General features: G+C 59.6%; 23 protein-coding genes. 9 read left to right on the top strand and 14 right to left on the bottom strand.

Annotation, left to right across the window (positions count from 1 at the left end; genetic code table 11):
* Window positions 1–104: 104 nt before the first annotated feature.
* From QRN31_RS23710 to QRN31_RS23730, 5 genes are all read left to right on the top strand, one after another.
* Entirely contained in the window at window positions 105–443 is a 339-nt protein-coding gene (locus QRN31_RS23710; RefSeq protein ID WP_285434898.1) for a hypothetical protein, read from the top strand.
* Between the two features lie 87 nt (window positions 444–530).
* Window positions 531–1061: an iron transporter gene (locus QRN31_RS23715; protein WP_285434899.1), complete on the top strand. Its 531-nt coding sequence runs from the start codon at window positions 531–533 to the stop codon at window positions 1059–1061.
* Complete coding sequence (locus tag QRN31_RS23720) at window positions 1062–1394, top strand: cupredoxin domain-containing protein (protein ID WP_285434901.1); 333 nt, start codon at window positions 1062–1064, stop codon at window positions 1392–1394.
* Window positions 1395–1416: 22 nt separating this feature from the next.
* Window positions 1417–2271, top strand: coding sequence for an FTR1 family iron permease (locus QRN31_RS23725; RefSeq protein WP_285434903.1), 855 nt, complete (start codon window positions 1417–1419; stop codon window positions 2269–2271).
* Window positions 2259–3638 (top strand): 4Fe-4S binding protein, encoded by a 1380-nt coding sequence (locus tag QRN31_RS23730; RefSeq protein WP_285434904.1) that lies wholly within the window; start codon window positions 2259–2261, stop codon window positions 3636–3638. Before QRN31_RS23725 ends, QRN31_RS23730 begins: the two co-directional genes overlap by 13 nt.
* Window positions 3639–3670: 32 nt before the next feature.
* On the opposite strand, the gene QRN31_RS23735 is transcribed toward QRN31_RS23730, so the two are convergent.
* From QRN31_RS23735 to QRN31_RS23790, 12 genes are all read right to left on the bottom strand, one after another.
* A complete protein-coding gene (locus tag QRN31_RS23735; RefSeq protein WP_285434905.1) occupies window positions 3671–5290 on the bottom strand; it encodes a methyl-accepting chemotaxis protein in 1620 nt (539 codons plus the stop codon).
* Window positions 5291–5383: 93 nt separating this feature from the next.
* Window positions 5384–6079, bottom strand: a complete 696-nt coding sequence (locus tag QRN31_RS23740; RefSeq protein ID WP_285434906.1) for an anaerobic ribonucleoside-triphosphate reductase activating protein — start codon at window positions 6077–6079, stop codon at window positions 5384–5386.
* Window positions 6076–6243 (bottom strand): anaerobic ribonucleoside-triphosphate reductase, encoded by a 168-nt coding sequence (gene nrdD / locus QRN31_RS23745; protein ID WP_216744469.1) that lies wholly within the window; start codon window positions 6241–6243, stop codon window positions 6076–6078. The genes QRN31_RS23740 and nrdD overlap by 4 nt, the downstream gene beginning before the upstream one ends.
* Before the next feature lie 32 nt (window positions 6244–6275).
* Window positions 6276–8291 carry a ribonucleoside triphosphate reductase gene (locus QRN31_RS23750; protein WP_285434907.1) on the bottom strand — a complete coding sequence of 672 codons (2016 nt, stop codon included), beginning with the start codon at window positions 8289–8291 and terminating at the stop codon, window positions 6276–6278.
* 295 nt (window positions 8292–8586) lie between these two features.
* Window positions 8587–9579: a GTP 3',8-cyclase MoaA gene (moaA, locus tag QRN31_RS23755; RefSeq protein ID WP_285434908.1), complete on the bottom strand. Its 993-nt coding sequence runs from the start codon at window positions 9577–9579 to the stop codon at window positions 8587–8589.
* A 24-nt stretch (window positions 9580–9603) separates the two neighbouring features.
* Window positions 9604–10563: a peptidylprolyl isomerase gene (locus QRN31_RS23760; RefSeq protein WP_285434909.1), complete on the bottom strand. Its 960-nt coding sequence runs from the start codon at window positions 10561–10563 to the stop codon at window positions 9604–9606.
* A 10-nt stretch (window positions 10564–10573) separates the two neighbouring features.
* Window positions 10574–11254, bottom strand: coding sequence for a respiratory nitrate reductase subunit gamma (gene narI, locus QRN31_RS23765; RefSeq protein WP_285434910.1), 681 nt, complete (start codon window positions 11252–11254; stop codon window positions 10574–10576).
* A complete protein-coding gene (narJ, locus tag QRN31_RS23770) occupies window positions 11247–12002 on the bottom strand; it encodes a nitrate reductase molybdenum cofactor assembly chaperone (protein ID WP_285434911.1) in 756 nt (251 codons plus the stop codon). Before narJ ends, narI begins: the two co-directional genes overlap by 8 nt.
* A 2-nt stretch (window positions 12003–12004) precedes the next feature.
* Entirely contained in the window at window positions 12005–13543 is a 1539-nt protein-coding gene (gene narH / locus QRN31_RS23775; RefSeq protein ID WP_123366640.1) for a nitrate reductase subunit beta, read from the bottom strand.
* A 1-nt stretch (window position 13544) separates the two neighbouring features.
* On the bottom strand, window positions 13545–17318 hold the full coding sequence (locus QRN31_RS23780) for a nitrate reductase subunit alpha (protein WP_285434912.1): 3774 nt from the start codon (window positions 17316–17318) through the stop codon (window positions 13545–13547).
* Between the two features lie 69 nt (window positions 17319–17387).
* Complete coding sequence (locus tag QRN31_RS23785) at window positions 17388–18785, bottom strand: NarK family nitrate/nitrite MFS transporter (RefSeq protein WP_285434913.1); 1398 nt, start codon at window positions 18783–18785, stop codon at window positions 17388–17390.
* Window positions 18763–20067, bottom strand: a complete 1305-nt coding sequence (locus tag QRN31_RS23790; protein WP_285434914.1) for an MFS transporter — start codon at window positions 20065–20067, stop codon at window positions 18763–18765. The genes QRN31_RS23785 and QRN31_RS23790 overlap by 23 nt, the downstream gene beginning before the upstream one ends.
* A 304-nt stretch (window positions 20068–20371) precedes the next feature.
* On the opposite strand from QRN31_RS23790, the gene QRN31_RS23795 reads away from it, so the two are divergent.
* The 4 genes from QRN31_RS23795 (at window position 20372) to QRN31_RS23810 (ending at window position 24052) form a co-directional block, all read left to right on the top strand.
* Window positions 20372–22174: a HAMP domain-containing protein gene (locus QRN31_RS23795; protein WP_285434915.1), complete on the top strand. Its 1803-nt coding sequence runs from the start codon at window positions 20372–20374 to the stop codon at window positions 22172–22174.
* Window positions 22171–22818, top strand: a complete 648-nt coding sequence (gene narL / locus QRN31_RS23800; RefSeq protein ID WP_285434916.1) for a two-component system response regulator NarL — start codon at window positions 22171–22173, stop codon at window positions 22816–22818. The genes QRN31_RS23795 and narL overlap by 4 nt, the downstream gene beginning before the upstream one ends.
* Window positions 22819–22904: 86 nt before the next feature.
* Window positions 22905–23579, top strand: coding sequence for a Crp/Fnr family transcriptional regulator (locus QRN31_RS23805; RefSeq protein WP_017338877.1), 675 nt, complete (start codon window positions 22905–22907; stop codon window positions 23577–23579).
* 74 nt (window positions 23580–23653) lie between these two features.
* Window positions 23654–24052, top strand: coding sequence for a putative zinc-binding protein (locus QRN31_RS23810; RefSeq protein ID WP_285434917.1), 399 nt, complete (start codon window positions 23654–23656; stop codon window positions 24050–24052).
* A 123-nt stretch (window positions 24053–24175) separates the two neighbouring features.
* Here QRN31_RS23810 and ubiT read toward each other — a convergent pair whose 3' ends face one another.
* Window positions 24176–24646 carry a ubiquinone anaerobic biosynthesis accessory factor UbiT gene (gene ubiT / locus QRN31_RS23815; RefSeq protein ID WP_285434918.1) on the bottom strand — a complete coding sequence of 157 codons (471 nt, stop codon included), beginning with the start codon at window positions 24644–24646 and terminating at the stop codon, window positions 24176–24178.
* Window positions 24640–25530, bottom strand: coding sequence for a U32 family peptidase (locus QRN31_RS23820; protein WP_285434919.1), 891 nt, complete (start codon window positions 25528–25530; stop codon window positions 24640–24642). Before QRN31_RS23820 ends, ubiT begins: the two co-directional genes overlap by 7 nt.
* Between the last annotated feature and the right edge of the window lie 7 nt (window positions 25531–25537).

Raw genomic sequence — 25537 nt, forward strand, 5'->3', positions numbered from 1 at the left:
ACGCAAGGTCAGCCTTGATGCACATCAAGAATCGACGGTTGCGCTCACCTCCTCAGCAATCCTGGGACTAAGCTGACACCTCAATAGACTTGGAGACATCTCTCATGCTCAATAGAAACCCTTTCCCAAGCAGCCTATCGACGTGGGACGGTCAGGGCGCCGCAACATCCCTCGATGACGAAGCGTTTACCGCTCCGCCCGCCATGACGAACGCTGAACTGGTTCACCTGCGTGTCCGGGTGATTGCCCTGGAGAACCTGGTTATTGCCCTGCTGGCCGAAGGCACGGCACATCAGCTCGCGGTTGCTCGGGAGATGGCCACCTACATTTCCCCCAGACCCGGTTTTACCCAGCATCCGCTGACCATTCACGCAGCCGAACAGATGACCCACAGTGTCGAGCGCGCCCAGCGATTTCGCCAGCGTGACGAGCCACCGGTTTAATTGCTCGAAACTTGATAATAATCATTATTGTTTGCAGTAAAGCTTCCTAGACTCTGGCTCCTACTCGCCAATGCCCAGGAAGACATCATGCGTATCCCCTGTTCGCTGTCGCTTGCCCTGCTTTTGCTTACACCGCTGGCTCACGCCAAGGAATACCCAATCGGTGAACCACAGTTGTGCCCCGGGTTGGAAGTCGGGGCGGTGTACTTGCAGCCAATCGAGATGGAGCCTGCCGGAATGATGCGGGCCACCGCAGATTCCGATGTGCATCTGGAAGCCGACATTCGCGCCACGGCGGACAATCGACAGGGCTTTCAGGAAGGCAGTTTTGTGCCCTACCTCAGTGTCTCGTTCCAGCTGAAAAAACAGGGCAACGAGAACGAGCTCAAAGGCGATTTCCACGCCATGGTCGCCAATGACGGCCCGCACTATGGCGACAACGTAAAGCTGCTCGGTCCAGGCAAATATCAACTGACCTTCACCGTCCTGCCACCCGGCGGTCATGGATCCCTTGGCCGCCATACCGATAAGGAAACCGGCGTAGCGCCATGGTTTGAACGCTGCGAATTGCACTATGAGTTTGTCTACGCCGGTATCGGTAAAAAAGGCGGTTATTAAATGAAGCGCCTGCACATTGCCTGGCTGGTATTTGCCGGAGCAGTGTTGCCATTGACGGTTTATGCCGAGTTGCCCAGCTACGAGCTGAGCTTGCGCGATGGCCACTTCACTCCGGCCGTAATGGAGGTACCGGCCGGACAGCGCTTCAAGATCATCCTGAAAAATATCGGTCAAGGGCCAGCAGAGTTCGAGAGCACGCCATTGCGGGTTGAAAAAGTACTGTCGCCGGGAGTGACGACTTTCGTCGTCATACACCCCCTCGGGCCTGGCCACTACCCCTTCTTCGACGAGTTCAATCCGCAACTGCCCGAGGGCGGCATCCTCGCGAAATAGCCCGTTCAAACACGGAGTTCCCATGAATCAATCAATGTTCATTGTCTGGCGCGAAAGCGTCGAGGCGCTGCTGGTGATCGGCATTCTCCAGGCCTGGGTCAGCCAGCAGCCCAAGGGTGATCGACTGGCGAAATACTTGTGGGTAGGTGTGGTGCTGGGGTTGATGCTTTCGGGCCTGCTGGCAGTGTTGATTCTGTTTGCCGGTGAGGCTATGAGCGGCTCAGCCAGTGAATGGTTCCAGGCTGCACTGGCGCTAGTTGCCAGCCTGTTGATGGTGCAAATGGTCGGCTGGATGAATCGCCACGGACGCACGCTCAAACAGGATTTGCAACGCCACGCCGACAGCCATCTGGCCCGACAAGGCGGCTTGGGCCTGTTGCTGCTGGCCATGCTCGCCGTCAGCCGCGAAGGCAGTGAAACGGTGGTCTTTCTCTATGGCGCCGGGGCGCGTTTACGCGGGCCGCAACTCGGTTTGTTTACCATCGGCGGCGCAATGGGACTGGCGCTGTCGGCGCTGACCATTGCCCTGCTGCACAGCAGTCGCCGGTTCATTTCGTGGCAGCGATTCTTTGCCATCAGCGAAGCTGTTTTACTGCTACTCGGCGCGGCATTGCTGGTCAGCGGCACCGAGCGAATTGGCGGTCAATTACTCGCCATGGATTTACCGCAGGTGATGTACAGCCTCGTGGGTGATGCGCTTTGGGACAGCAGTGCCTTGCTCAGCGACAGCCATGGACTGGGTAGTTTTCTCGCAGGTTTTGCCGGCTATCGCGCGACGCCCAGCGGCTTGACGTTACTGGTGCTGGCCGGTTATTGGCTGACCGTCGGCGGTTGGCTGCATCAACGGGCTGCGGAAAAAGTCCCATGCCTGAGCTGAGTCGACACAATCGTTTACTCCAGCGACTGGGCGACGGCATGCGTCGCCATGCGCCCGTCATTCGTGCCGTGCAGTGGGCCGTTGTACTGTTCTATGCCTTGCTGTTGGTGTTACCGGCGCTGTTGCCGCTGCCGGACAGCCAGGCACGGATGCTCGATAACCTGACCATGCTCGCGCAGTTTTTGTTCTGGGGAATCTGGTGGCCGTTCGTGCTGCTGTCGATGGTGATGTTCGGCCGCCTCTGGTGTGGCGTACTGTGCCCGGAAGGTTCGCTCAGCGAATGGGCCAGCCATTATGGCCGAGGCATGGGTGTGCCGCGCTGGCTGCGCTGGGGCGGCTGGCCGACGTTGGCGTTCTGCCTGACGACCCTCTACGGCCAGTTGATCAGCGTCTACGACTACGCCCAGGCGGCGCTGCTGATTCTGGGCGGCTCGACCGTCGCCGCAGTCGTCGTCGGGTTCATGTTTGCCCGGGGCAAGCGGGTCTGGTGCCGTTACTTGTGCCCGGTCAGCGGCGTGTTCGCCCTGCTCGCCCGCCTGGCGCCCGTGCATTTTCAGGTCGATGAACAACGCTGGATGGAAAATGCCGCGCCGCGCCTGCCGCCGCCCAACTGCGCGCCCTTGCTCGATATCCGGCGTATGCGAGGCGCCAGTGACTGCCACGCCTGCGGACGCTGCAGCGGACAACGCGGCGCTGTTCAGTTGATCGCCCGCTCCAGCAACCAAGAGATTGTTCACGCCACGGCGCAGACGCTGTCACCGTGGGACGCGCGCTTACTGCTGTTCGGTGTGATCGGCCTGGCCATGGGCGCATTCCAGTGGACGGTCAGCCCCTGGTTCATCGCCCTCAAGCAAACTTTCGCCCAATGGCTGGTCGAGCACGACCAACTCTGGGCCCTGCAGGACAACGCGCCGTGGTGGCTGCTGACCCATTACCCGCAGCTCAACGACAGCTTCAGCTGGCTCGACGGTTTCAGCATCGTTGTTTACTTGAGTTTGAGTTCGCTGGTGTTCGGCACCGTGTTGATGACTCTCCTGCGCCTGGCAGCTCGACTGGCACAAGATCGCGCACTGTATTGGCCCCTGGCGCTGACACTCACGCCCCTGGGTGGTGCGGGGTTGTTTCTCGGGCTGTCGGCCACGACGGTAAAACTGCTGCGCTACGAAGGTCTGCTGCTGGAGTGGGTCCAACCAGTCAGAGCTTGTTTGTTAGTGGCCGCGATGGGCTGGAGCCTGCTGCTGGGCTGGAAACGCCTTAACCGCGAAGACCTTTCCCTGGCCCGGCGCGGCTTTGCCAGCGCTTGCCAGTTACTGGCCATCGGGACGGTTGGATGTGGCTGGTGGTTGCAATTCTGGGGCTGGGCCTGAGCCTCCTGAGTCACCACCACCCACCTTATTCACTAGACCTTAAAGCGAGCCACGGTCTGGTGCAGCGCACCGGCCATCTGCGCCAAATCGTGACCTGCGGTGTGGGTATGCTGAGCACCGAGCAAGACCTGCTCGGACAAGTTACGAATCCCCATCAGATTGCGATCCACCTCCCGCGCCACCAACGCCTGCTCTTCCGTGGCACTGGCAATCATCAGGTTGCGCTCGTTGATCTGCGAGATTGAGCGTGTGATCTCATCCAGCGCATCACCCGAGCGTTGCGCCACTTCCAGGGTAGCCCGCACCAGGTTGCTGCTGCTTTGCATGGCGGTCACCGCATGGCCGGTATCCAGGCGAATGTTGCCAATCATCTGCTCGATTTCCTGGGTGGACTCCTGGGTGCGATGCGCCAGGGCGCGCACTTCATCGGCGACCACGGCAAAACCGCGCCCGGCATCCCCCGCCCGCGCTGCTTCAATGGCCGCGTTTAGGGCCAGCAAATTGGTCTGCTCGGCGATGCTACGAATCACGTCCAGCACCTTGCTGATGTCCTGCACCCGTCCCGCCAGTTGCTCGATGCGTTGTGCGGTGTCGGTGACGCCATCGGCCAGTGCGCCAATTGAAACCACGGTTTCCTGAACCTGTTCGCGCCCGCGCTGTGCGGTTTGCTCGGACTGCCGCGAGGCCTCGGAGGTGCTCACCGCATTGCGCGCCACTTCATCGACCGCAGCGGTCATCTGGTTCACCGCGGTGGCCGCCTGCTCGATCTCCAGCCCCTGCAATTGCAGGTTGCTGCTGGTCTGGCTGCTGACCGCACTCAGCTCTTCGGAGGAACTGGCCACCTGGTCCACTGAGGTCGCGATGTGCCTGACCATGGCATTCAGACTTTGCTGCATCTGATGCATGTTCATCATCACGCTGTCGCCGACACTAGAGTTCACGGGCACCTGAATCGTCAGGTCGCCCTGAGCGATCTGACTCAAAAACCGTGCGGCATCATCCGGCTCGCCACCCAGTGGACGGGTCACACTGCGCGTGACGATCACCGCTGCAGCGATGACCAGCGCCACACAGAACAAAAACAACCCGAGCATGTTGCGCCGGGCATCGCCGTACAGTGCCTGCGCCGACTGTTCACGGTCGGCGAATATTTTGCCCTGCAGCGCCATCAACTGATCCAGGCTGCCATAAACCTCGCGTTCGGCCGGCACGACCTTTTGTTTCAGCTGTGCCATGGCGTCATCGAAGGCCCCTTGCCGGATCAACACCTGCACTTGAGTGAACGCCGCAACGTAGGCTTCGCGATTCTTTTTCAGCGCGGCGTAAGCGGCTTTACCCTCGGGCAAATAGAACAACGGTTCAAGCGTTTCGAGTGCCTGAGTGATCTGTTTCTTGGTGGTGTCAATTGACTGCTGCACTTGCTGATTGTCTTTGTCGATCAGTAGATCCCGTGTGTTCCTGGCGTTATCGCGCACGCCGGTGGCAATGACCATGATCGGATCGATCTTCGGCCAGTCCTGCTTGACGATCACCACCGCCTGCTCCTTGAGCGTTGCCAGATCGTGTAACGCGTAAAACGCCATGCCCATCAGCGCCAGCGGCGCGATGGCAAAGCCAATGACGATACGTTGTGCCGTCGTTAATTTGGCCATATCAAATGCTCCCCGTTTGATACCTGCCGATTGGCAGCGCATTTGAAAACCTAATGATGGATGTTCCTGTTAAACGTTTAACCTCAGCCTCGGTTACCCCCGTAACACGAAGGCTGGAAACAACTCGCGCAGGGCCTCCCATAAGTCAGGTAGCAAGGCTTGTGCCGAAATGCTCGGCAGCTGCGGATCGAACATCCGCTCGGTGCGAACCAGTTGCACGGCGAAGCGCTTGACGCCGAGTTCGCTCAAACGCTTGGCGAGGATCAGCAGGCGCGCCGGCTCGAACAGATGCCAGTGCACGGTGGTGCGACATTCGTAGTCGACACCGCTGCCCAACAGATGCTCAAGGCTGCGCCAATTCGCCGTTCCGCTGCCCTCGACCCGGGTGATGACCTGGCAATCCTCGGGTAATGCCTTGACATCGAAACCGACCCAATCGGCCCCGGTTAGTGCCTTGGCGAACGCCGCAGGTTTGATGCCGGCGCTGTGCAAACCGATGCGAAATCCCATCGCCCGCACTTCATCCATGGCGTCGAGCAAACCGTCCTGCAAGGTGGGCTCGCCGCCACTGAACACCACCGCATCGAGCAAGTCCTGGCGCCGTTGTAGAAATGCCAACACCCGCCGCCAATCCACTTCGTCTGTGCCACGAGGCGGAATCAGCTGCGGGTTATGGCAGTAACGACAACGCCAGGCGCATCCCTGGCAAAACAACACGCAGGCGAGCTGTCCCGGATAGTCGATAGTGGTCAGGGGCACCATGCCCCCGACCCGAAGCGTTCGACTCATTGGCGCCCGGCCAGCGCTGCGCTTTCAGTGAAGTGCACCCGCTCGCGGTGCTCCGACTGTTTGCCCGGATTGAACGCCGACACAGGGCGGTGATAGCCCATCACCCGGGTCCAGACTTCGCAGCGTTGACGTTGAGCCTGGGGCAATATTTGCGATGCAGTCATGGTGTAGCTCCTTGCAGTTGAGTGGATCGAAATCAATGAACGGTGCCGAGCTTCTGTTCTTGAAGCAGCAGTGCTTCGTCGCACTTGGGGCAGAACTCATGCTCGCCATCGAGGTAGCCGTGCACTGGGCAGATGGAGAATGTCGGGGTCACGGTCAGGTACGGCAGGCGAAAGCGGCTTAGGGCTTTGCGCACCAGTTGCTTGCACGCCTCGGTCGAAGAAATCCGTTCGGCCATGTACAGGTGCAAGACCGTGCCGCCGGTGTATTTGCACTGCAGCTCGTCTTGGAGTTCCAGCGCCTCGAAAGGGTCTTCGGTGTAGCCCACGGGCAGTTGCGAGGAGTTGGTGTAATACGGCGCCTGCGTGCTGCCGGCCTGGAGAATATCGGGATAGCGCTTGAGGTCTTCCTTGGCGAAACGGTAGGTCGTGCCCTCGGCGGGCGTCGCTTCCAGGTTGTACATGTGGCCGGTTTCCTCCTGGAAACGCAGCAACGTGGCGCGCACATGATCGAGCATCTTCAGGGCAAACTGCCGGCCGTACTCGGTGTGCATGCCCTCCTCGTCGCCGGAAAAATTGCGCAGCATTTCATGCATGCCATTGAGGCCGATGGTCGAGAAGTGGTTACGCAGGGTCCCGAGGTAGCGCTTGGTGTACGGGTACAAACCGGCATCCATGTGGTGCTGGATCACCTTGCGCTTGACCTCCAGGCTCTCCATCGCCAGCTCCATCAGCGTGTCCAGGCGCTTGAGCAGACCACTGGTATCGCCCTTGAACACATAGCCCAGACGGGCACAGTTGATGGTCACTACACCAAGCGATCCGGTTTGCTCCGCCGAGCCAAACAAACCGCCACCCCGCTTGAGCAACTCGCGGACATCCAGCTGCAATCGGCAGCACATGGAACGCACCTGATTGGGTTGCAGATCGGAATTGAGGAAGTTCTGGAAATACGGCAGGCCGTAACGCGCGGTCATCTCGAACAGCCGGTCGGCGTTTTCACTGTCCCACGGAAAGTCATGGGTGATGTTGTAGGTCGGGATCGGAAAGGTGAACACCCGCCCTTTTGCATCGCCGGCCTGCATTACCTCGATGTAGGCACGATTGAGCAAATCCATTTCGACTTGCAGGTCGCCATAGGCAAACGGCATTTCCTCACCACCGATGACGGGTATCTGCTCACGCAAATCCTGCGGGCAAACCCAGTCGAAGGTCAGATTGGTGAAAGGCGTCTGTGTGCCCCAGCGCGACGGTACGTTGAGGTTGTAGATGAACTCCTGGATCGCCTGGCGCACCTCCTGAAAACTCAGCTGGTCCTTGCGCACATAGGGCGCGAGGTAGGTGTCGAACGAGCTGAACGCCTGGGCGCCGGCCCATTCGTTTTGCAGGGTGCCGAGGAAATTGACCATCTGCCCCAGGGCACTGCTCAAGTGCTTCGGCGGACCGGCTTCGACTCGCCCTGGCACACCGTTGAGCCCTTCGTGCAACAGGGTGCGCAGCGACCAACCGGCGCAGTAACCGGCGAGCATGTCGAGGTCGTGCACATGCAAGTCCGCCTCGCGGTGGGCCTGGCCGATAGCTTCGCTGTACACCTCGTCCAGCCAGTAGTTGGCGGTGACCTTACCCGACACGTTCAACACCAGACCGCCCAGTGAATAACCCTGATTGGCGTTGGCCTGAACCCGCCAGTCTTCTCGATCCAGGTATTCGTTCATCGAGGTCGCCACTTCGACCATGGTCCGGCGGTCGCGGCGCAAACGCCCGTGCTGTTCGCGATAGACGATATAAGCACGCATGGCGAGGAAAAAACCGGCGTCCATCAGTACCCGTTCAACACGGTCCTGGATTTGCTCGACATGCAGCCTCGGCACCCCTTCGAGCCTTGCCAATACCGCGTTAAGCAAGGCTTCAACCTCAACCTCGCGGTACTCCCCCGTCGCCTTGCCGGCGGCGATCAATGCCTGACGGATTTTGTCGGCATCGAAGGCGACCTGACTGCCATCGCGTTTGTGCAAGCGGTTACTTCCTACGGCGATCAGCGTGCTCTGCATTTTGCCTCCAGACACTACATATAGACTTAATAAAACTTAAAACCACAATATGCAGTGAAGACTACGGACAAAGTGCTGATCTGCAATTGATCGACATCAAGATTTTCGGGTGAAAGAAACGCCCGAATGCAGGGTGGATAAAAAACACTTAGGCCAGCGAAGAACCAATGTGGGAGCGAGCTTGCTCGCGATGACTGCAGCACATTCAACAGTGATGTCGACTGGTCTACCGCTATCGCGAGCAAGCTCGCTCCCACATTTGATTTGCTGTGTTTTAGGGACCGTACAGGTCGGTTCAACCGCCGCTCATGTTCATGAACCTGACAATCTGCACCTCCCCGTCGGGACTGAAATCGTGACGCAGCGGCTTGCCGCGCAAGGCCTTCTGCACCGCATTGATCACCGGTTGATCATCCAGCGGATAGCGGCGCAGCAATCCACGCAAATCCAGAGAGTCTTCCTGGCCCAAGCACAGCAACAGCTTGCCTTCAACGGTCATCCGCACCCGGTTGCAGCTGCCGCAGAAGTTTTGGCTGTTGGGTGAAATGAAGCCGATCCGGGTCTCGGGATGGCGTTCCAGACGCACATAACGCGCCGGTCCGCCGCTGTTCTCGGTGCTGTCGAGCAACCGATGCTGGCTGGCGATGAGCGTGCGCACTTCGTCGCTGGAACAGAACGATTCGCCCCGGGAGCGACCGACGTCGCCCAAGGGCATTTCTTCGATGAAACTGATATCGATGCGCTGGTCGATGGCGTATTGCACCAACGCCGGGACTTCATCGAAGTTGCGTCCCTTCATCACCACGCAGTTGAGTTTGATCCGTTCAAACCCCGCATCCCGCGCCGCTTCAATGCCGCCCAGCACCCGATCGAGGTCGCCATTACGGGTGATCGCCCGAAATTTCTCCCCATCCAGACTATCGAGGCTGATGTTCATCCGTTTGACTCCGGCATCGACCAACGGCCGTGCCAGACGGCCCAGCTGCGAGCCGTTGCTGGTCATCACCAGTTCGCGCAAACCGGGCAACGCGGCGATGTTGCGGCACAGTTGGACAATGCCGGGGCGGATCAGCGGCTCTCCGCCGGTCAGACGGATTTTGCGTACCCCCAAGCCAACGAACAGTGTCGCCAAGCGTTGCAATTCTTCCAGGGTGAGCACCTGCTGACGCGGCAGGAACGTCATGTTTTTCGCCATGCAATACACACAGCGAAAATCACAGCGGTCCGTCACCGACATCCGCAGATAATCAATCTGCCGCCCAAAACCATCCTGCATCACAGCGTTCATCACATCTCCCGGATTGCCCAAGGCTCATTGCACCAGCGGTGAGTCGGCACCCTGTAAGTGGATGCCACGAATATCCGCCGCACCGATCAGGGTTTGCAGGTATTGCACCAGGGCTTTTTGCCAGACGCCTTGCTGTAACTGCGTGCGAATCGCCGTCGACACCACTTCATAGGGCAACGGCACGCCTTCGATGCGTTGATCGACGCTGATCACATGCCAGCCGTAGCGGCTTTCCAGCGGTTTACTGACCAGGCCCGGTGCCAGGGTAAACAACTGACGTTCCAGTTCAGGCACGGTCTGGCCCTTGCTGATCTGCCCTAAAGAACCGCCCTGAGCCTTCGACGGGCAGGCCGAATAATTCAGCGCCAGCTCGGCGAAACTGCCGGGAAATTCATCCAGTCGCTGCAGCAGGACTTCGGCCTGACCTTTGGCAAGTTCACGGGCTTCGACATCGTCCGGCGCGCACTCGAGCAAGATGTGCCGCACCGCCAGCAACGGTGCGCTGTGGAAGCGTCCGCGATTGTTTTCGTAGTAACGCAAGCTCGACTCCTCGTCGCACTGCGGCACCTTCACCTCGCGTTCGAGCAGCAAGCGCGTGGCTGCTTCTTCTTCGTTCTCACCGGCACCGATCTCCAGCGACACACCGAGCTCGGTGATGCGCTGTTGCAGCAACTCGCGGATCACCAGCGCCCGGGCGGCCAGGAAGACCGCCTCCTCGCGGCTTTCGGCCGGGTGATATTGCAACTCCTGCGCCATCGCCTCCGGGGTGATCGACACCTCGTTGACGCGGATGATCGGCCACTCCTGTTCGCTGCTGGCGATCAACTGCGCCGGGGCGTCATCAGCCGCCGCGGGCTCAACCGGCAGCGCTTCAAATTGCGCCTGAACGACCGGCGCGATGTCGACAGCGGCCTCCACTTTTTTTGAAGAGCCGCAGCCACCGCTGCCCCCGTTACCGCCACCACATCCGCATCCACCTGACATGACTGTCTCCTCAATACTTCTGACGAACGATTTGATAACGACGCCCCAGGTACCAGATCGGTGCGCTGATCATGTGTACGAGACGGGTGAAGGGGAACAACACAAACAGGGTCAAACCCAGAAATACATGCAACTTGTAGGTCAGCCCGACCGGCGCAATGGACGCCGCCGCTTCCATCGGACGCAACAGCACGGTGTTCTGCGCCCAATCGGCGAGCATCACCATCACCGAGCCATCCATGTGCTCGGTGGACGCGACGATGGTCAGCAGCCCGAGCAGCAATTGCGCCAGCAGCACCAACAAAATCAGGATGTCCGAAGGACTGGAAGTCGCACGAACCCGAGGGTCGCTGAGCCGCCGGTTGATCAGCATCAGCAGGCCAATCAGGCACAACAGGCCGAAAAGTCCGCCCGAGACCATCGCCAGCAATTGCTTGTTTTCAGTGCTGATCACATGGTGATAAACCGACGCGGGCGTCAGCAGGCCGACGAAATGCCCGGCCAGCACGAACAACACACCAATGTGGAAGAAGTTGCTCGCCACGCGCATGCCGCGCTGATTGAGCATCTGGCTCGAGCCGGCCTTCCAGGTGTACTGCGACAGATCGAAGCGCGCCCAGCTGCCAATCAGGCAAATCGCCAGGGCGACGTAGGGATAAACCCCGAACAACAACAGGTTCCATTTAGACATTGCCGACCTCCTTGGCCGGCACGGCGGCCGGCCCTTCATGCTGAAAATCCACCCAGTGCAACGGCACCGCGCTTTCTTCCCGGGCCTTGCCCGGTGCGCTTGGCAGCGAACTGCAACGGTCCTGCTGTTCGGCCTGGAGGAAGTCCACGGCCTCCTCCTCCCAGATCTTGTCGAGGGCTTCGAGAGAGTCGTCGCGAGGTTCCGCCGCGACCTGAGCCCGCAGGTCGGCGACCGCTTGATGCGGCTCGGCCCCGGCAATTTGCAGCAGCGCCCGGAAGCAGCTGGCATAGGCGCTTTCGCGCTCTTCCAGTCGCGCGGCGAGCAAGGCCAGCAAGTGCGAAACATCCGCCAGGCCCTCGCGGGCCTCGATGTCTTCGCGAGTGGACAGGAACTCCAGGTACAGCGGGATGAAATCGGGCAGCTCCTTGACGCCGATGGCAAAACCGGCGGCTTCGTATTGCGCCATCATGTCGACCATGGCCTGTCCACGGTCGCGGGATTCGCCGTGCACATGCTCGAACAACAGCAGTGACAACGAACGCCCCCGGCCGAACAGCGCACCGTAGTGCTCCTGCCCGTCCATCAGGTCATTGGTGCAGATCAGTTCGAGCAACTCGAATAACGCTCCGCGCTGCTTGGGGCTGATTTCCCGGGACTGGATAATCGCTTGCTCCAGTTCGTCGCGACCACCGATCAGCGTTTCGGTCGGGTAATCGAGCAGCAGCGAAATCACTTTAAGAATTTGCATGCTTATTCCTCCCACAACTGAACGGTTTTCAGGATGTCGCGACGATTGGCTTTCTTGGCACCGAACATGTTGGTGTCGGAGCTGCCGCTGCAACCGCTGCCGAAGCTGAAACCACAACCTGAGCGTTCGGCGAAGGCGTCACTCATGGCGTCTTCACGGTGCGCACTCGGCACAACGAAACGGTCTTCGTAGTTGGCGATCGCCAGGTAGCGATACATCTCTTCGACCTGGGCCACGCTCAAGCCGACATCCGCCAGCACTTGCAGGTCCTGCACACCATCGACTTGCTCGGAACGTTTGTAGGCGCGCATCGCCAGCAAACGTTTAAGTGCACGCTTGACCGGTTTTTCATCGCCCGCCGTCAGCAGGTTGGCCAGGTACTTCAGGGGAATACGCAGGCTGTCGACATCCGGGATCACCCCGTTCATGCCCACGGTGCCGGCAGTGGCGGCGTTCTGGATCGGCGACAGCGGCGGAACGTACCAAACCATCGGCAAGGTGCGGTATTCCGGGTGTAGCGGCAGCGCCAGTTTCCAGTCCACGGCCATTTTGTAGACCGGCGAACGTTGCGCGGAATCGATCACCGATTGCGGCACACCGTCTTCCAGAGCCTGGCGAATCACCGCCGGGTCATTCGGATCGAGGAAAATTTCCAGTTGCTTCTCGTACAGATCCTGTTCGTTGGCGGTGCTCGCCACTTCGCTGATGCGGTCGGCGTCATACAGCAACACACCGAGGTAGCGGATGCGCCCGACACAGGTTTCCGCGCACACAGTCGGCATCCCGGCTTCGATACGCGGGTAGCAGAAGATGCATTTCTCGGACTTGCCGCTTTTCCAGTTGAAATAGATCTTCTTGTACGGGCAGCCGCTGATGCACATCCGCCAGCCACGGCATTTCTCTTGGTCAATCAGGACGATGCCGTCTTCTTCTCGCTTGTAGATCGCCCCGCTCGGGCAGGCCGCGGCGCATGTCGGGTTGAGGCAGTGCTCGCACAGGCGCGGCAAATACATCATGAAGGTGTTTTCGTACTCGCCGTAAATGTCCGCCTGGATCTTGTCGAAGTTCTTGTCCTTGCGACGCTTGGCGAATTCGGTACCGAGGATTTCTTCCCAGTTTGGGCCCCACTCGATTTTCTCCATGCGTTTGCCCGAGATCAGTGAACGCGGACGCGCGGTGGGTTGATGCTCGCCCAACGGCGCGGTGTGCAGGTGCTGGTAATCGAAGTCGAACGGTTCGTAGTAGTCGTCCAGGCTCGGCAGGTCCGGGTTGGCGAAAATGTTCGCCAACACGCGGAATTTACCGCCAATGCGCGGGTTGATCGTGCCGTTGGCGTTGCGGATCCAGCCGCCCTTCCACTTGTCCTGGTTTTCCCATTCTTTCGGGTAGCCGATGCCGGGTTTCGATTCGACGTTATTGAACCAGGCGTATTCCATGCCTTCGCGGCTGGTCCAGACGTTTTTGCAAGTGATCGAACAGGTGTGGCAACCGATGCATTTGTCCAGGTTCAGAACCATGCCGATTTGTGAGCGAATCTTCATCTCAGTTCTCCTCGATATCGGTCGGCAGGGGACGCGGCAGGTCATCGCCGGATGAACCATCGAGCCAGTCGACTTTGGACATTTTGCGCACCACGACGAATTCGTCGCGGTTGCAACCGACGGTGCCGTAATAGTTGAAACCGTAAGCTTGCTGGGCGTAGCCGCCGATCATGTGGGTCGGCTTGAGCACCACGCGGGTGACCGAGTTGTGGTGGCCGCCACGAGTCTTGGTAGTTTCCGAACCAGGCACGTTCACGATCCTTTCCTGGGCGTGATACATCATCACCATGCCGTCCTTGACCCGTTGGCTGACCACCGCGCGAGCGGTCAGCGCACCGTTGATGTTGAAGCACTCGATCCAGTCGTTGTCTTCGATACCGGCGCTTTTCGCGTCGTTCTCCGAGAGCCAGACAATCGGCCCGCCACGGCTGAGGGTGAGCATCAGCAGGTTGTCGCTGTAGGTGCTGTGAATGCCCCATTTCTGGTGCGGGGTGATCCAGTTCAGGACGATTTCCTTGTGGCCGTTGCTGCGCTTGCCTTTCACCCCTTCGATGGTGCGGGTGTTGACTGGCGGCCGATAACTCATCAGTTGCTCGCCGAATGCCTGCATCCACGGGTGATCCTGGTAGAACTGCTGGCGACCGGTGATGGTGCGCCATGGGATGCCTTCGTGAACGTTGGTGTAACCGGCGTTGTAGCTGACGTGATCGTCTTCGAGCCCCGACCAGGTCGGGCTGGAAATGATCTTGCGCGGCTGAGCCTGAATGTCGCGGAAGCGTATCGCCTCGTGGGCCTTGGACAGCGCCAGGTGGCTGTGGTCGATGCCGGTGAATTCCGACAGCGCAGCCCAGGCCTTGACCGCCACTTGGCCGTTGGTTTCCGGTGCCAGGGACAGAATCACTTCAGCCGCATCGATGGCCGTGTCGATTTTCGGACGGCCCTGACTGATACCGGCATCGCCTTCTTTGTGATTGAGTTCACCGAGGAATTTCACTTCGTCTTCGGTGTTCCAGTTGATGCCTTTGCCGCCGTTGCCGTGTTTCTCCAGCAATGGCCCTAGGGACGAGAACTGCTTGTAGATGTTCGGGTAGTCACGCTCGACCACATGCAGGTTCGGCGCGTTCTTGCCTGGCTCCGGTGCCACTCCAGCGCTTTTCCAGTCGGTGCCGCCAAACGGTTGGGCCAGTTCGCCGACGCTGTCGTGCATCAACGGGATGGTCACCAAGTCCTTTTCAACGCCCAGATGCCCTTCGGACATGCTGGAAAACGCCTTGGCAATGCCTTTGTAGATTTCCCAGTCGGAACGCGATTCCCACGCCGGGTCGATGGCAGCCGACAACGGGTGAATGAACGGGTGCATGTCCGAGGTGTTCATGTCGTCTTTTTCGTACCAGGTGGCGGTCGGCAACACGATGTCGGAATAGACGCAGGTCGAAGACATGCGGAAGTCCAGTGTGGTGACCAGGTCGAGCTTGCCTATGGCGCCCTCGTCCACCCATTCGGCTTCTTCGGGTTTGCAATCGCCGACCTGACCGATGTCTTCGTTCATGACTCCGTTCTTGGTGCCCAGCAGATACTTGAGCATGTACTCGTGGCCCTTGCCCGAGGAGCCCAGCAGGTTGGAACGCCAGATGAACATGTTGCGCGGGAAGTTGACCGGGCTGTCCGGCTGTTCACAGGAGAAGCGCAGCGAACCGTCCTGCAGCGACTTGACCACGTAGTCTTTCGGGTCCATGCCGGCCGCAGCCGCGTCGCGGCAAATGTGCAAAGGGTTAGTGTTGAGTTGCGGTGCGCTGGGCAACCAGCCGGCGCGTTCGGCGCGGATGTTGTAATCCAGCGCATGCTCAGGGAATTGTGATTTATCAGCCAATGGCGAGAGCACGTCGTGCATGCTCATCTTCTCGTGCCGCCACTGCGAACTGTGGGCGTAGAAGAAGCTGGTGCCGTTCATTTGGCGAGGCGGACGGTTCCAGTCCAGGCCGAACGCCAATGGCAGCCAGCCGCATTGCGGACGGAGTTTTTCCTGACCGACGTAATGCGCCCAACCGCCACCGGTCTGACCGACACACCCGCAGAGCATGAGCATGTTGATCAGCCCGCGGTAGTTCATGTCCATGTGGTACCAGTGATTCATCGCCGCGCCGACGATGATCATCGAACGGCCCTTGGTCTTGTCGGCGTTGTCGGCAAACTCACGGGCAATCTGGATGGCTTTCTCACGGCTGACGCCAGTGATCTGCTCCTGCCACGCCGGGGTGCCAGGCACCGAGGCGTCGTCGTAATCCTTGGCCACATTATCGCCGCCCAGGCCACGATCAATGGCCAGGTTGGCGGCCGACAGGTCGAACACGGTGGCGACTTTGGCCACGCTGCCGTCCGCCAGCACCACGTTATGCACCGGCACGCGGCGGTATTGCACGGCATCGCCGGCCACGTGCTGGAAGTGCTCGTGGGACTCGCCGGCAAAATACGGGAACGCCACTTCGGCGACGTCATCGCCGATCAGGCTCAGTTTCAGATCGATTTCACGGCCTTCGCCGCCTTCACGAGGGAGGATGTTCCACTTGCCCTTCTCGCCCCAGCGATAACCGATGGAACCCTGAGGGGACACCAGTTCGCCGCTGACATCGAGGGCGATGGTTTTCCATTCCGGGTTGTTTTCCTGGCCGAGGTTGTCGGTCAGGTCGCTGGCACGCAGGAAGCGGTCCGGCTGATAACCGGCGCCCGGGGCCTTGTCGACCATTTGCTTGAGCAGCACCAGCACCGGCAAATCGGTGAAGCGCTTGGCGTAGTCGGTGAAATAGGCGCTCGGTTTGTCCAGGTGGAATTCTTTGAAGATCACATGGTTGAACGCCTGGGCCAGCGCCGCATCGGTGCCTTGTTTAGGGTTCAGCCACAGGTCGGTGAGCTTGGCGACTTCCGAGTAATCCGGGGTGATTGCCACCGTCTTGGTGCCTTTGTAACGGACTTCGGTAAAGAAGTGCGCGTCGGGGGTACGGGTCTGCGGGACGTTGGAGCCCCAGGCAATGATGTAGTTGGAGTTGTACCAGTCGGCCGATTCCGGCACGTCGGTCTGCTCGCCCCAAACCATCGGCGAGGCCGGTGGCAAGTCGCAGTACCAGTCGTAGAAGCTCAGGCAGGCGCCGCCAATCAGCGACAGGTAACGCGAACCTGCGGCGTAGCTGACCATCGACATGGCCGGGATCGGCGAGAAGCCGACGATCCGGTCAGGGCCGTATTGCTTGATCGTATAGACGTTGGCCGCGGCAATGATCTCGTTGACTTCCTCCCAGTTGGAACGAATGAAGCCACCCATGCCGCGTTTGCTTTTATAGGAGTCGGCCTTGGCCTTGTCCTCGACGATGCTGGCCCAGGCTTCGACCGGCGCCATGGTTTGCCGCGCATCGCGCCAAAGCTTGAGTAACGGCTTGCGGATTTTCGGGTACTTGAGCCGGTTGGCGCTGTAGATGTACCAGCTGTAACTGGCACCACGCGGGCAGCCACGGGGCTCATGGTTCGGCAGATCGTTACGGGTACGCGGGTAGTCGGTCTGCTGGGTTTCCCAGGTGATCAGGCCGTTCTTGACGTAAATTTTCCACGAGCAGGAACCGGTGCAGTTCACCCCGTGGGTGGAGCGCACGATCTTGTCGTACTGCCAGCGCGAACGGTAGACATTCTCCCAGTCGCGAGACTCTTTGCGAGTCTCACCATGACCGTCGGAAAACTCGTTTTGCTTGCGGTTGAAAAACCGCAATTGATCCAGTAAATGACTCACGGTGTAGTCCTCTCAGGCTTTGTCGCGGGGTCTGTGCCCCGCCCACGCAATGGTTGGATTCGGCTCGACTCAGCAGGGTGTCGCGGCGCCTTTGCGCGCGTAACACCACCACGTCACCACGATGCAGCTCAGGTAAAAGCCGACGAACATGTAGAAGGCCATCTCCGGGCTGCCGGTCAGGGCCATCGAAGTGCCGAAGGATTTGGGAATGAAGAACGCACCGAAGGCGCCCATGGCCGAACTGAAGCCCAGGACGGCGGCTGACTCTTTGCCGGCATTTTTCAGCGCTTGTTCGCGCACGGCGGCTGGTTTTCCGGCAGAGGCTTTTTCATGCTGGGTGCGGAAGATCACCGGGATCATGCGGAAGGTGGAGCCGTTGCCGACGCCCGTGGTGATGAACAGCAGCATGAACAGGCCGAGGAAGCCGTAGAAGTTGCCGCCCTGGCCGCTTTCAGGAAGGAAGTGCAGAACACCGAAGACCATCACGATCATCAGCACAAAGTTCCACAAGGTCACCTTCGCGCCGCCGAGCTTGTCCGCCAGCCAGCCACCCAATGGACGCACCAGGGCACCCACCAACGGGCCGAGGAAAGCGAATTTCAAGGCAATGACGTCAGGGAACGAGGTTTTGATCAGCAGCGGAAACGCGGCGGAGAAACCGATGAACGAACCGAAGGTCGCCAGGTACAACCAGCACATCAGCCAGTTGTGTTTGCGTTTGAAGATGACGGCCTGTTCGCTAAAGGAAGCGCGGGCACTGGACAAGTCATTCATGCCGAACCATGCCAGTACCGTCACCAGGATAATAAACGGCACCCAGATGAAGCCGGCGTTCTGCAACCACAACTGGCCGCCGTCCGGCAGTGCTTGCGGCGAGCCGCCCATGAAACCGAACACACCGAAGGTAATCACCAACGGCACACAGAACTGCATCACCGAGACGCCCAGGTTACCCAGCCCGGCATTGAGGCCAAGGGCCGTGCCCTGCTGCGACTTGGGATAGAAGAAACTGATGTTGGACATGCTCGACGCGAAGTTGCCGCCACCAAAACCGCAGAGCAAGGCAATCAACACGAATACGTTGTAGGAGGTGCTCGGGTCCTGCACGGCGAAGCCCATCCAGATCGATGGCAGCAGAAGCGACGCTGTGCTCAGGGCGGTCCAGCGACGGCCACCGAAGATCGGCACCATAAACGAATAGAAGACCCGCAAGGTCGCCCCGGACAGGCCCGGCAACGCCGCCAGCCAGAACAGCTGGTCGGTGGTGAAAGTGAAGCCGATGGCGTTCAAACGCACGATCACCGTGCTCCAGACCATCCACACCGCAAAGGCCAGCAGCAGCGCAGGAATGGAAATCCACAAGTTGCGCGTGGCGGTCTGTTTGCCGCTACTTCCCCAGAATGCGGGGTCCTCTGGGCGCCAGTCATGAATGACCGGGCCTTTGTCAGGCTTTTGCAGAACGGACATGTTCTTCTCCTAGGGCAATGCTGGAAATCGGGGACGGTGTCAGCAACGGCGCTTTACCCAGCACCGGGCTTTTGCGTATTTCGCTGAAGTACATCCAGGTGAGGGAGACCCAGACCACGCCGTACATCAACATGAAGCAGGAAGAGCGCACTCCGGTGAGGTCCACCAGGGCGCCGAACAGGATTGGCAACACGAAGCCGCCCAGGCCACCGGCAAGGCCGACGATGCCGGACACTGCGCCCATGTTTTTCGGGTAGTCGTTGGCGATGTATTTGAAGACCGAGGCTTTGCCGAACGCAAAGGCGGTGCCCATGATGAACAGCAGCACGGTGAACAGCGCGGGGCTAAGGCCGATGTGGAAATCCACCGGGCCGTTGAGGGTCTGCACTTGCAGTTGGGTTTGGGGATACGAGAGCAGGAACAGGCAGATCCAGCTGACCCACAACACCCACCAAGTCACGCTTTGTGCACCCCAACGATCCGACATCCAGCCGCCAACGGCACGCAGCACGCCACCGGGCAGGGAAAAACAGGCCGCCAGCAGCGCTGCGCTTTGCAGGCTGAAACCGTATTCCTGCACGTAGTATTTGGTCATCCACAGCGCGAGTGCGACATAACCACCGAAGACGATCGAGTAGTACTGGCAGTAGCGCCACACGGCCGGGTCCTTCAGCGAACTCAATTGCTCACGCAACGTGGCACCCGAGGCACTGCGGTGGTCCTTTTTTTCGGCGCTGAGGAACCAGAACAACAGCGCGGTAATAAAGAGGATTGCGCTGAAGACTTTGGGCACGAGCTGCCAGCTGCCGGCAGCAATCAGCGCCGGGGCGAGAAACTTGGTGACCGCAGCCCCGGCGTTACCCGCGCCGAAGATGCCCATCGCGAAGCCTTGATTTTCCTTGTCGAACCATTTGGCGACGTAGGCAATCCCCACCGAGAACGAGCCGCCGGCCAGGCCGACGAACAAGCCCAGCACCAGGAACTGCCAATAGGCGGTGGCGTGACTGATCAGGTACAGCGGCGCCACGCAGGCCAGCATCAGCAGAAAGAACACGCTGCGACCGCCAAAACGGTCGGTCAAAAGGCCCAGCGGCAAACGAACCAGCGAGCCGGTCAGCACGGGGGTCGCGGCCAGCAGGCCGAATTGGGTTTCGTTGAGCTGGAGCAGTTCCTTGATCGGCACCCCGAGCACGGCGAACATCATCCAGACCATGAAACACACAGTGAAGGCCAATGTGCTCATGCCCAGCACCAGGCCTTGTCGTACACGGGGTTCGGTCACAATGCTCTCCAGTCAGTTAGCCATGGCGGCAGACTAGAGAGGCGAACCCCGCAAAAACTTGATCCATGTCAACGAAGCCCATGGGGACACAGGCCTATGCTTGTGCGGTCTACCTCTAAGGAGGTAGTACAGGAAAACCCTAAAACCGTTTGTTTATCACCGTCTTAAGGTTTTCTGCCAAGGTTTTTGCTGACAAGGATCAGTCGACAACTCTTTAGAGGTAGCGCGCCCGGGATCGGCAGCCAAACCCTACCCTGGGGTTCCACATGCTCTGTTTTCCTGAATTTTTCCGGGACCTGCGCTGGTGATGCGCTGGTTGCGCAGCTCACTGCCCGCTCGCGCCGGGCTAGCCGTAATCCTGATCGCTGTGCTCGCCCTCGCCAGTTCGTTGAGTGCCGGACTGATCGCCTGGTTCAGCCAGGGCGATGCTGCCGCCATCAACACCGCAGGCTCGGTGCGCATGGAGACTTACCACCTGAGCTGGAAACTGGCGGCAGGTGCAACCGGCGAAGAAATCTTCGCCATCTCCGACAGCCTGCAAACCCGTCTCAACAGCCAGTCACTCAAGGCAGTGCTGGAAGATGGCCCGACCACTGCGCTGCAAATCAGCTACGGGCAAATTCAGCAACAATGGGGCAAGGATTTGCGTCCGGCACTGGAGCGTGGCGATGCCGCCTATTTTCAGGTCCAGGCCCTGCCCTTCATTGAGCAACTGAACCAGTTCGTCGACCTGTTGCAGCGCCAAAGCGAACAAAAGCAAGGCTGGCAACAAGTCATCCAGGGCCTGGCCCTGTTCACCACCCTGTTCGTCCTGCTGATCGGGCTGTACGAATTGCAGTACGGCGTCGTTACCCCCCTCAAAGAGTTGGTGGATGCTACCCAACGCTTTCGTCGCGGCGATTTCAAGGTGCGGGTCAACCATCAGTCCCAGGACGAACTGGGCGAGCTGGCCATGAGTTTCAACGCCATGGCCGAGACGATCGAAGATTCGCACCGCACCCTGGAGAGTCAAGTCCAGCAAAAAACCCTGAACCTGCAGCAAGCCAATGCCGCCCTCGAGTTGCTGTACCAGAGCAGTCGAAGCCTCGCCACTCGCCTGGCCAATGCCGAAGGGCTGGACGAGTTGATTCGGCGCTTCCAGCAACGTCTGCCCGGTTTACGCCTGTCGCTGTGTCTGCAAGGACAATTGCAGGCACCGGCCCAGCAATTGCTCGCTCTGCATGGTGCGAACATCCGTGAGGTCTGCGCCAGCAGCGACTGCGCCACGTGCCAGAAGCATCACAAAGCCAGCCCGCAGACCTTCAGCATCAGCAACCAGGGCAGTGAACTGGGGGAGCTCAAGGCGCATTTTGTCGACGGCCATCCGACGCAAGCCTGGGAAACCCAGTTGATCCAGGCCCTGGCCAACCTGATTGGCACCTCGCTTTCGCTCAAACGCCAACGGGAACAGGATCATCGTCTGCTGCTGCTCGAAGAGCGCACGATCATCGCCCGCGAGTTGCACGACTCGCTGGCCCAGGCCCTGTCGTACATGAAGCTGCAAGTCAGCCGCCTGCAAACCCTGATGCGCCGTGGCGAACCGATGGAAACCCTGGAAAACGTCACCGCCGAACTGCGCGAAGGGTTGAACAATGCCTACCGCCAGTTACGCGAACTGCTGACCACCTTTCGCTTGCAGATTCACGATGCAGGACTGGTGCAGGAGCTCAAGGACACCGCCGAGGAGTTCTCCCGGCGCGGCGAGTTCCAAGTGCACCTGCACGTCGATTCGTTGGCCTTTCAGTTATCGGCCAGCGAGCAGATCCACATTTTGCAGATCACCCGCGAAGCGCTCTCCAATTGCCTGCGCCACGCCCACGCGCAAAACGCCTGGCTGCAACTGCGACAGGACGGTGAAACCGTCAGGCTCATCGTCGAAGACGACGGGCGTGGCTTCAGCGGCCACGTCGACCAACGCGAACACCACGGCCTGAACATCATGGATGAGCGAGCTCGCAGCTTGCGCGGTCAACTCAAAATAGTGTCCCGGGAACCGCAAGGCACCCGCGTTCAACTGGAATTCCAACCGGAGTTTCTCGGACAGCAAACAGAAGGCAGCATCACATGACATCGTCCCTGCAACACACCATCCTGTTGGTCGACGACCATCCGATGATGCGTCACGGCATCCGCCAGATGCTCGAACTTGAAGATGATTTCCTGATCGTAGGTGAAGCCAACAACGGTGAAGAAGCCCTCGTTCTGATCGAGCCGCTGCAACCGGATCTGGTGTTACTCGACAACAACATGCCGGTGATGAATGGCATTGAAACCCTGCGCCAGTTACGAGCGATGCATTACACCGGTAAGGTGCTGCTGTTCACGGTGTCGGACGCCGAAGACGATATTCGCGACGCACTGCGCCTGGATGCCGACGGCTACCTGCTCAAGGACATGGAGCCGGAGTTGTTGATTCAGTACATCCGCAATGCCTTGGACGGCGAATTGGTGATCAGCCCAGGCCTGACCCAAGTCATGGCCCAGGCGCTGCGCTCACCGCAACGCCAGACCATGGTGGAACTGACCGAGCGTGAACGTCAGGTGCTGAAAACCATCGCCAGCGGCTTCAGCAACAAAGTCATCGGGCACAAGCTGGGCATCACCGAAGGGACGGTCAAGGTTCACGTGAAAAACCTGCTGCACAAACTTGGCTTGCGCTCGCGGGTAGAGGCCGCGGTGTGGGCCATGGAGCACCTGCGCAATGCAAGCTGAGGGGCATGCCTCTTTGGAGGTAGGCCGCTAGAGGCATAGGTCAGCGGGCCGACGCTCTCTACTATGAGCGTCAGCGGAGGTACGCCATGCTGACCCACCCTTCCATCGTTTTAACGTTGCGCCGTCACCATCTGTTCAGCCAGCTTCCGGAGAAAATCTTCGAGGAAGTCTGCGGCCTGGCGATGCTCAAGCGCCTGAGCTGTCACAGCACACTCATGCACCAAGGGGATCCGGCCAAGCGTTTTTTCCTGCTGGTCAGCGGCCAGATCAAGTTGTATCGGCTCACCGGCGAAGGCCAGGAGAACCTGGTGGAGATCATCCAGCCGGGCCAGACCTTTGCCGAAGCCTTGCTGTTCAGCCAGGCCCGTCTGTACCCGGTCAGCGCCACGGCGCTGAAAGACAGCGTGCTGGTGAGTATCGAGGGCAACCACTACCGCAACGCCCTGGAAGACCAGCCGAAAGTCTGCCTGGCGATACTGGCGAGCATGAGCGTTCACCTGCACCTGCGTCTGCGTGACATCGACACCTTGACCATGGCCAGTGCGAGCCGTCGGGTCATCAATTTCCTGTTCCAGGAACGCAACCCCGTCAGCGGCTTGATTGTCTTGCAGGTGTCCAAACGCCTGGTGGCTTCGAAGCTGGGCATTCAGCCGGAAACCTTTTCGCGGATTTTGCACCGCCTGGTGGACAGCGGCCTGATCGCGATGGAACGCCGCAATATCAGCATCCTCGCCGAAGAGGATCTCGCGGCCTTCCAATAGACGGAATTGACCGCAGTCAATGCGCAATGCCACCAGCCTTGCACACTGAAAGAGTCCATCCATGGAGAGCGCTCATGCCCCGTTCAACCCTGCCGCTGATTTATGCCTGCTCAGGCTGTTCCAACGTCGCCCAACTGGCCAATACCCTCGCCGTGCGGCTTGATCGCAGCGGCCTGGCTGAAATGTCCTGCATCGTCGGAGTCGGTGGGCACGTGTCCGCGTTGGTCAACAAGGCCCGCTCGGGACGGCGGATTTTTGCGCTGGATGGTTGCCCGTTGCAATGCGTTGAAAACTGCCTGAAGCAACATGGCTTGCACGCGGATGTGCACTTGATTCTTAGCCATTACGGGTTGCGTAAGCGTTATGGCGAGGACTGCACGCAGACAGAGAGTGATGAGTTGTTTGAAGAGATCAGGCAGTTGATTGCGAGTGATGCTCTCCAGCATGAAAGGCTGAAGGAAACGACGACCTGAAAAACAACCATTTTCTAATGTGGGAGCGAGCCTGCTCGCGAAGGCGGTTTGTCAGCCAACATCCATGTTAAATGGACTGGCCCCTTCGCGAGCAGGCTCGCTCCCACAATTGATCTGTAGGGGTCAAACCGCCGCCAAGCCCTTGCCTGCCCGCTCCAGATTGCGCCACAGCCACACAGGCAACACGTCGGGATCGAGGCTGTCGATCAGGTTCTTCAGCGCCAGCCCCAACTCCGTATCGCCCTCGATCACCAGGCGCCGGCGAAAGAACAGCGTGTCCGGATCTTCCTGACGGCTGGCCAGCAACAAAAACTCTCGCCAGTTACCGCTGATGGTTACATCCGCTGTGGCGTGTTCGGCAATTCGTAGCCCTTCACGGGTCAGTGTCAGGAACCACGACAATCCCAGGTCGGGGATCCGCAGGCACAGCCAGCGCCCGCGCAACACTTCAAACTCGCCATCGCGCAACGGCTCGGCGAGGCAGCGATTGAGCGCCTGCTGCAACGCCAGGCGCTGCACCACAAAGGGCACCCGACGTACCAGCGGCAGTAACCGGTCGGCACCTTTCAACAGCCATTTTTTTCGGTTCAACACAGGCCGACCTCCTCGACGCGCAACATGCCGGCCTGGCCATGCCAGTATCCATTACAACCGTCGACGAACACCGGTGGTGTCTCACCCAAACGCACCCGTTGATAGGCGGCAATGACTTCGGCCATGCCTTGAGCACGAGGGCTCAGGCGCAACAAATCAGCGCCGCAGGCCACCAGCCCCGCATAATCCGCCAGCAGATTGGTCACCTCGGCCGACATCGTTTGAATGCCGTTAATGGTGAACAGCGCCTGCCCTTCCTGACTGGTCAGCGGCAGGCCGTCGGGATAGTTGATGCAGCAAAACTGGCAGTCGTCCTTGGGCCGGTTTTCCGCCCGGGCGGTGAAGCAGCGTGCGGAATAGGCCAAGGGCAAATGTCCGTAGGCGAAGATCTCGACTTCCGGAACCGTACGGCCCAGCTCACGTACCTGTTCGATCACGTCACCGATCAATGCAGCCGAACACTCTACCGGCGGCACCCAACGGGTCATCCCGCCGTCCAGCAGTTGCGCGAGGGTATGGCCGTTGTACACGTTGAGCGCTGGCCCCCCCACAAACGGCAACTTGCGCTGGGCCAGAAACTGCACCGCCCCCATATCGTTGGCCTCCACCAACAACTGGCCGTTGTCGCACAACCGGCGCAGGCTGGAGAGCTCGGACGCCGCTTCGATCAGCGTCAGGCTGGAGATCACCAGCTGCGCCTGGCTGCATTCCTGCAATTCGCGCCCCACGCCCAACCATTGATCCAATGAAAAAGACCGGCGTTTCGAGCACACGGTTTCCCCCAGGTAAATCACGTCCAGCGGCAAGGCCGACATCTCGGCGTAGAAGTGACTGAGTTGTTCTTTGTCCCAATAGAACAGGACCGGTCCTAGGCTGAGCTTCATGTCGCCT

The sequence above is a fragment of the Pseudomonas sp. fls2-241-R2A-110 genome (genome assembly GCF_030209165.1).
Lineage (GTDB): Bacteria > Pseudomonadota > Gammaproteobacteria > Pseudomonadales > Pseudomonadaceae > Aquipseudomonas.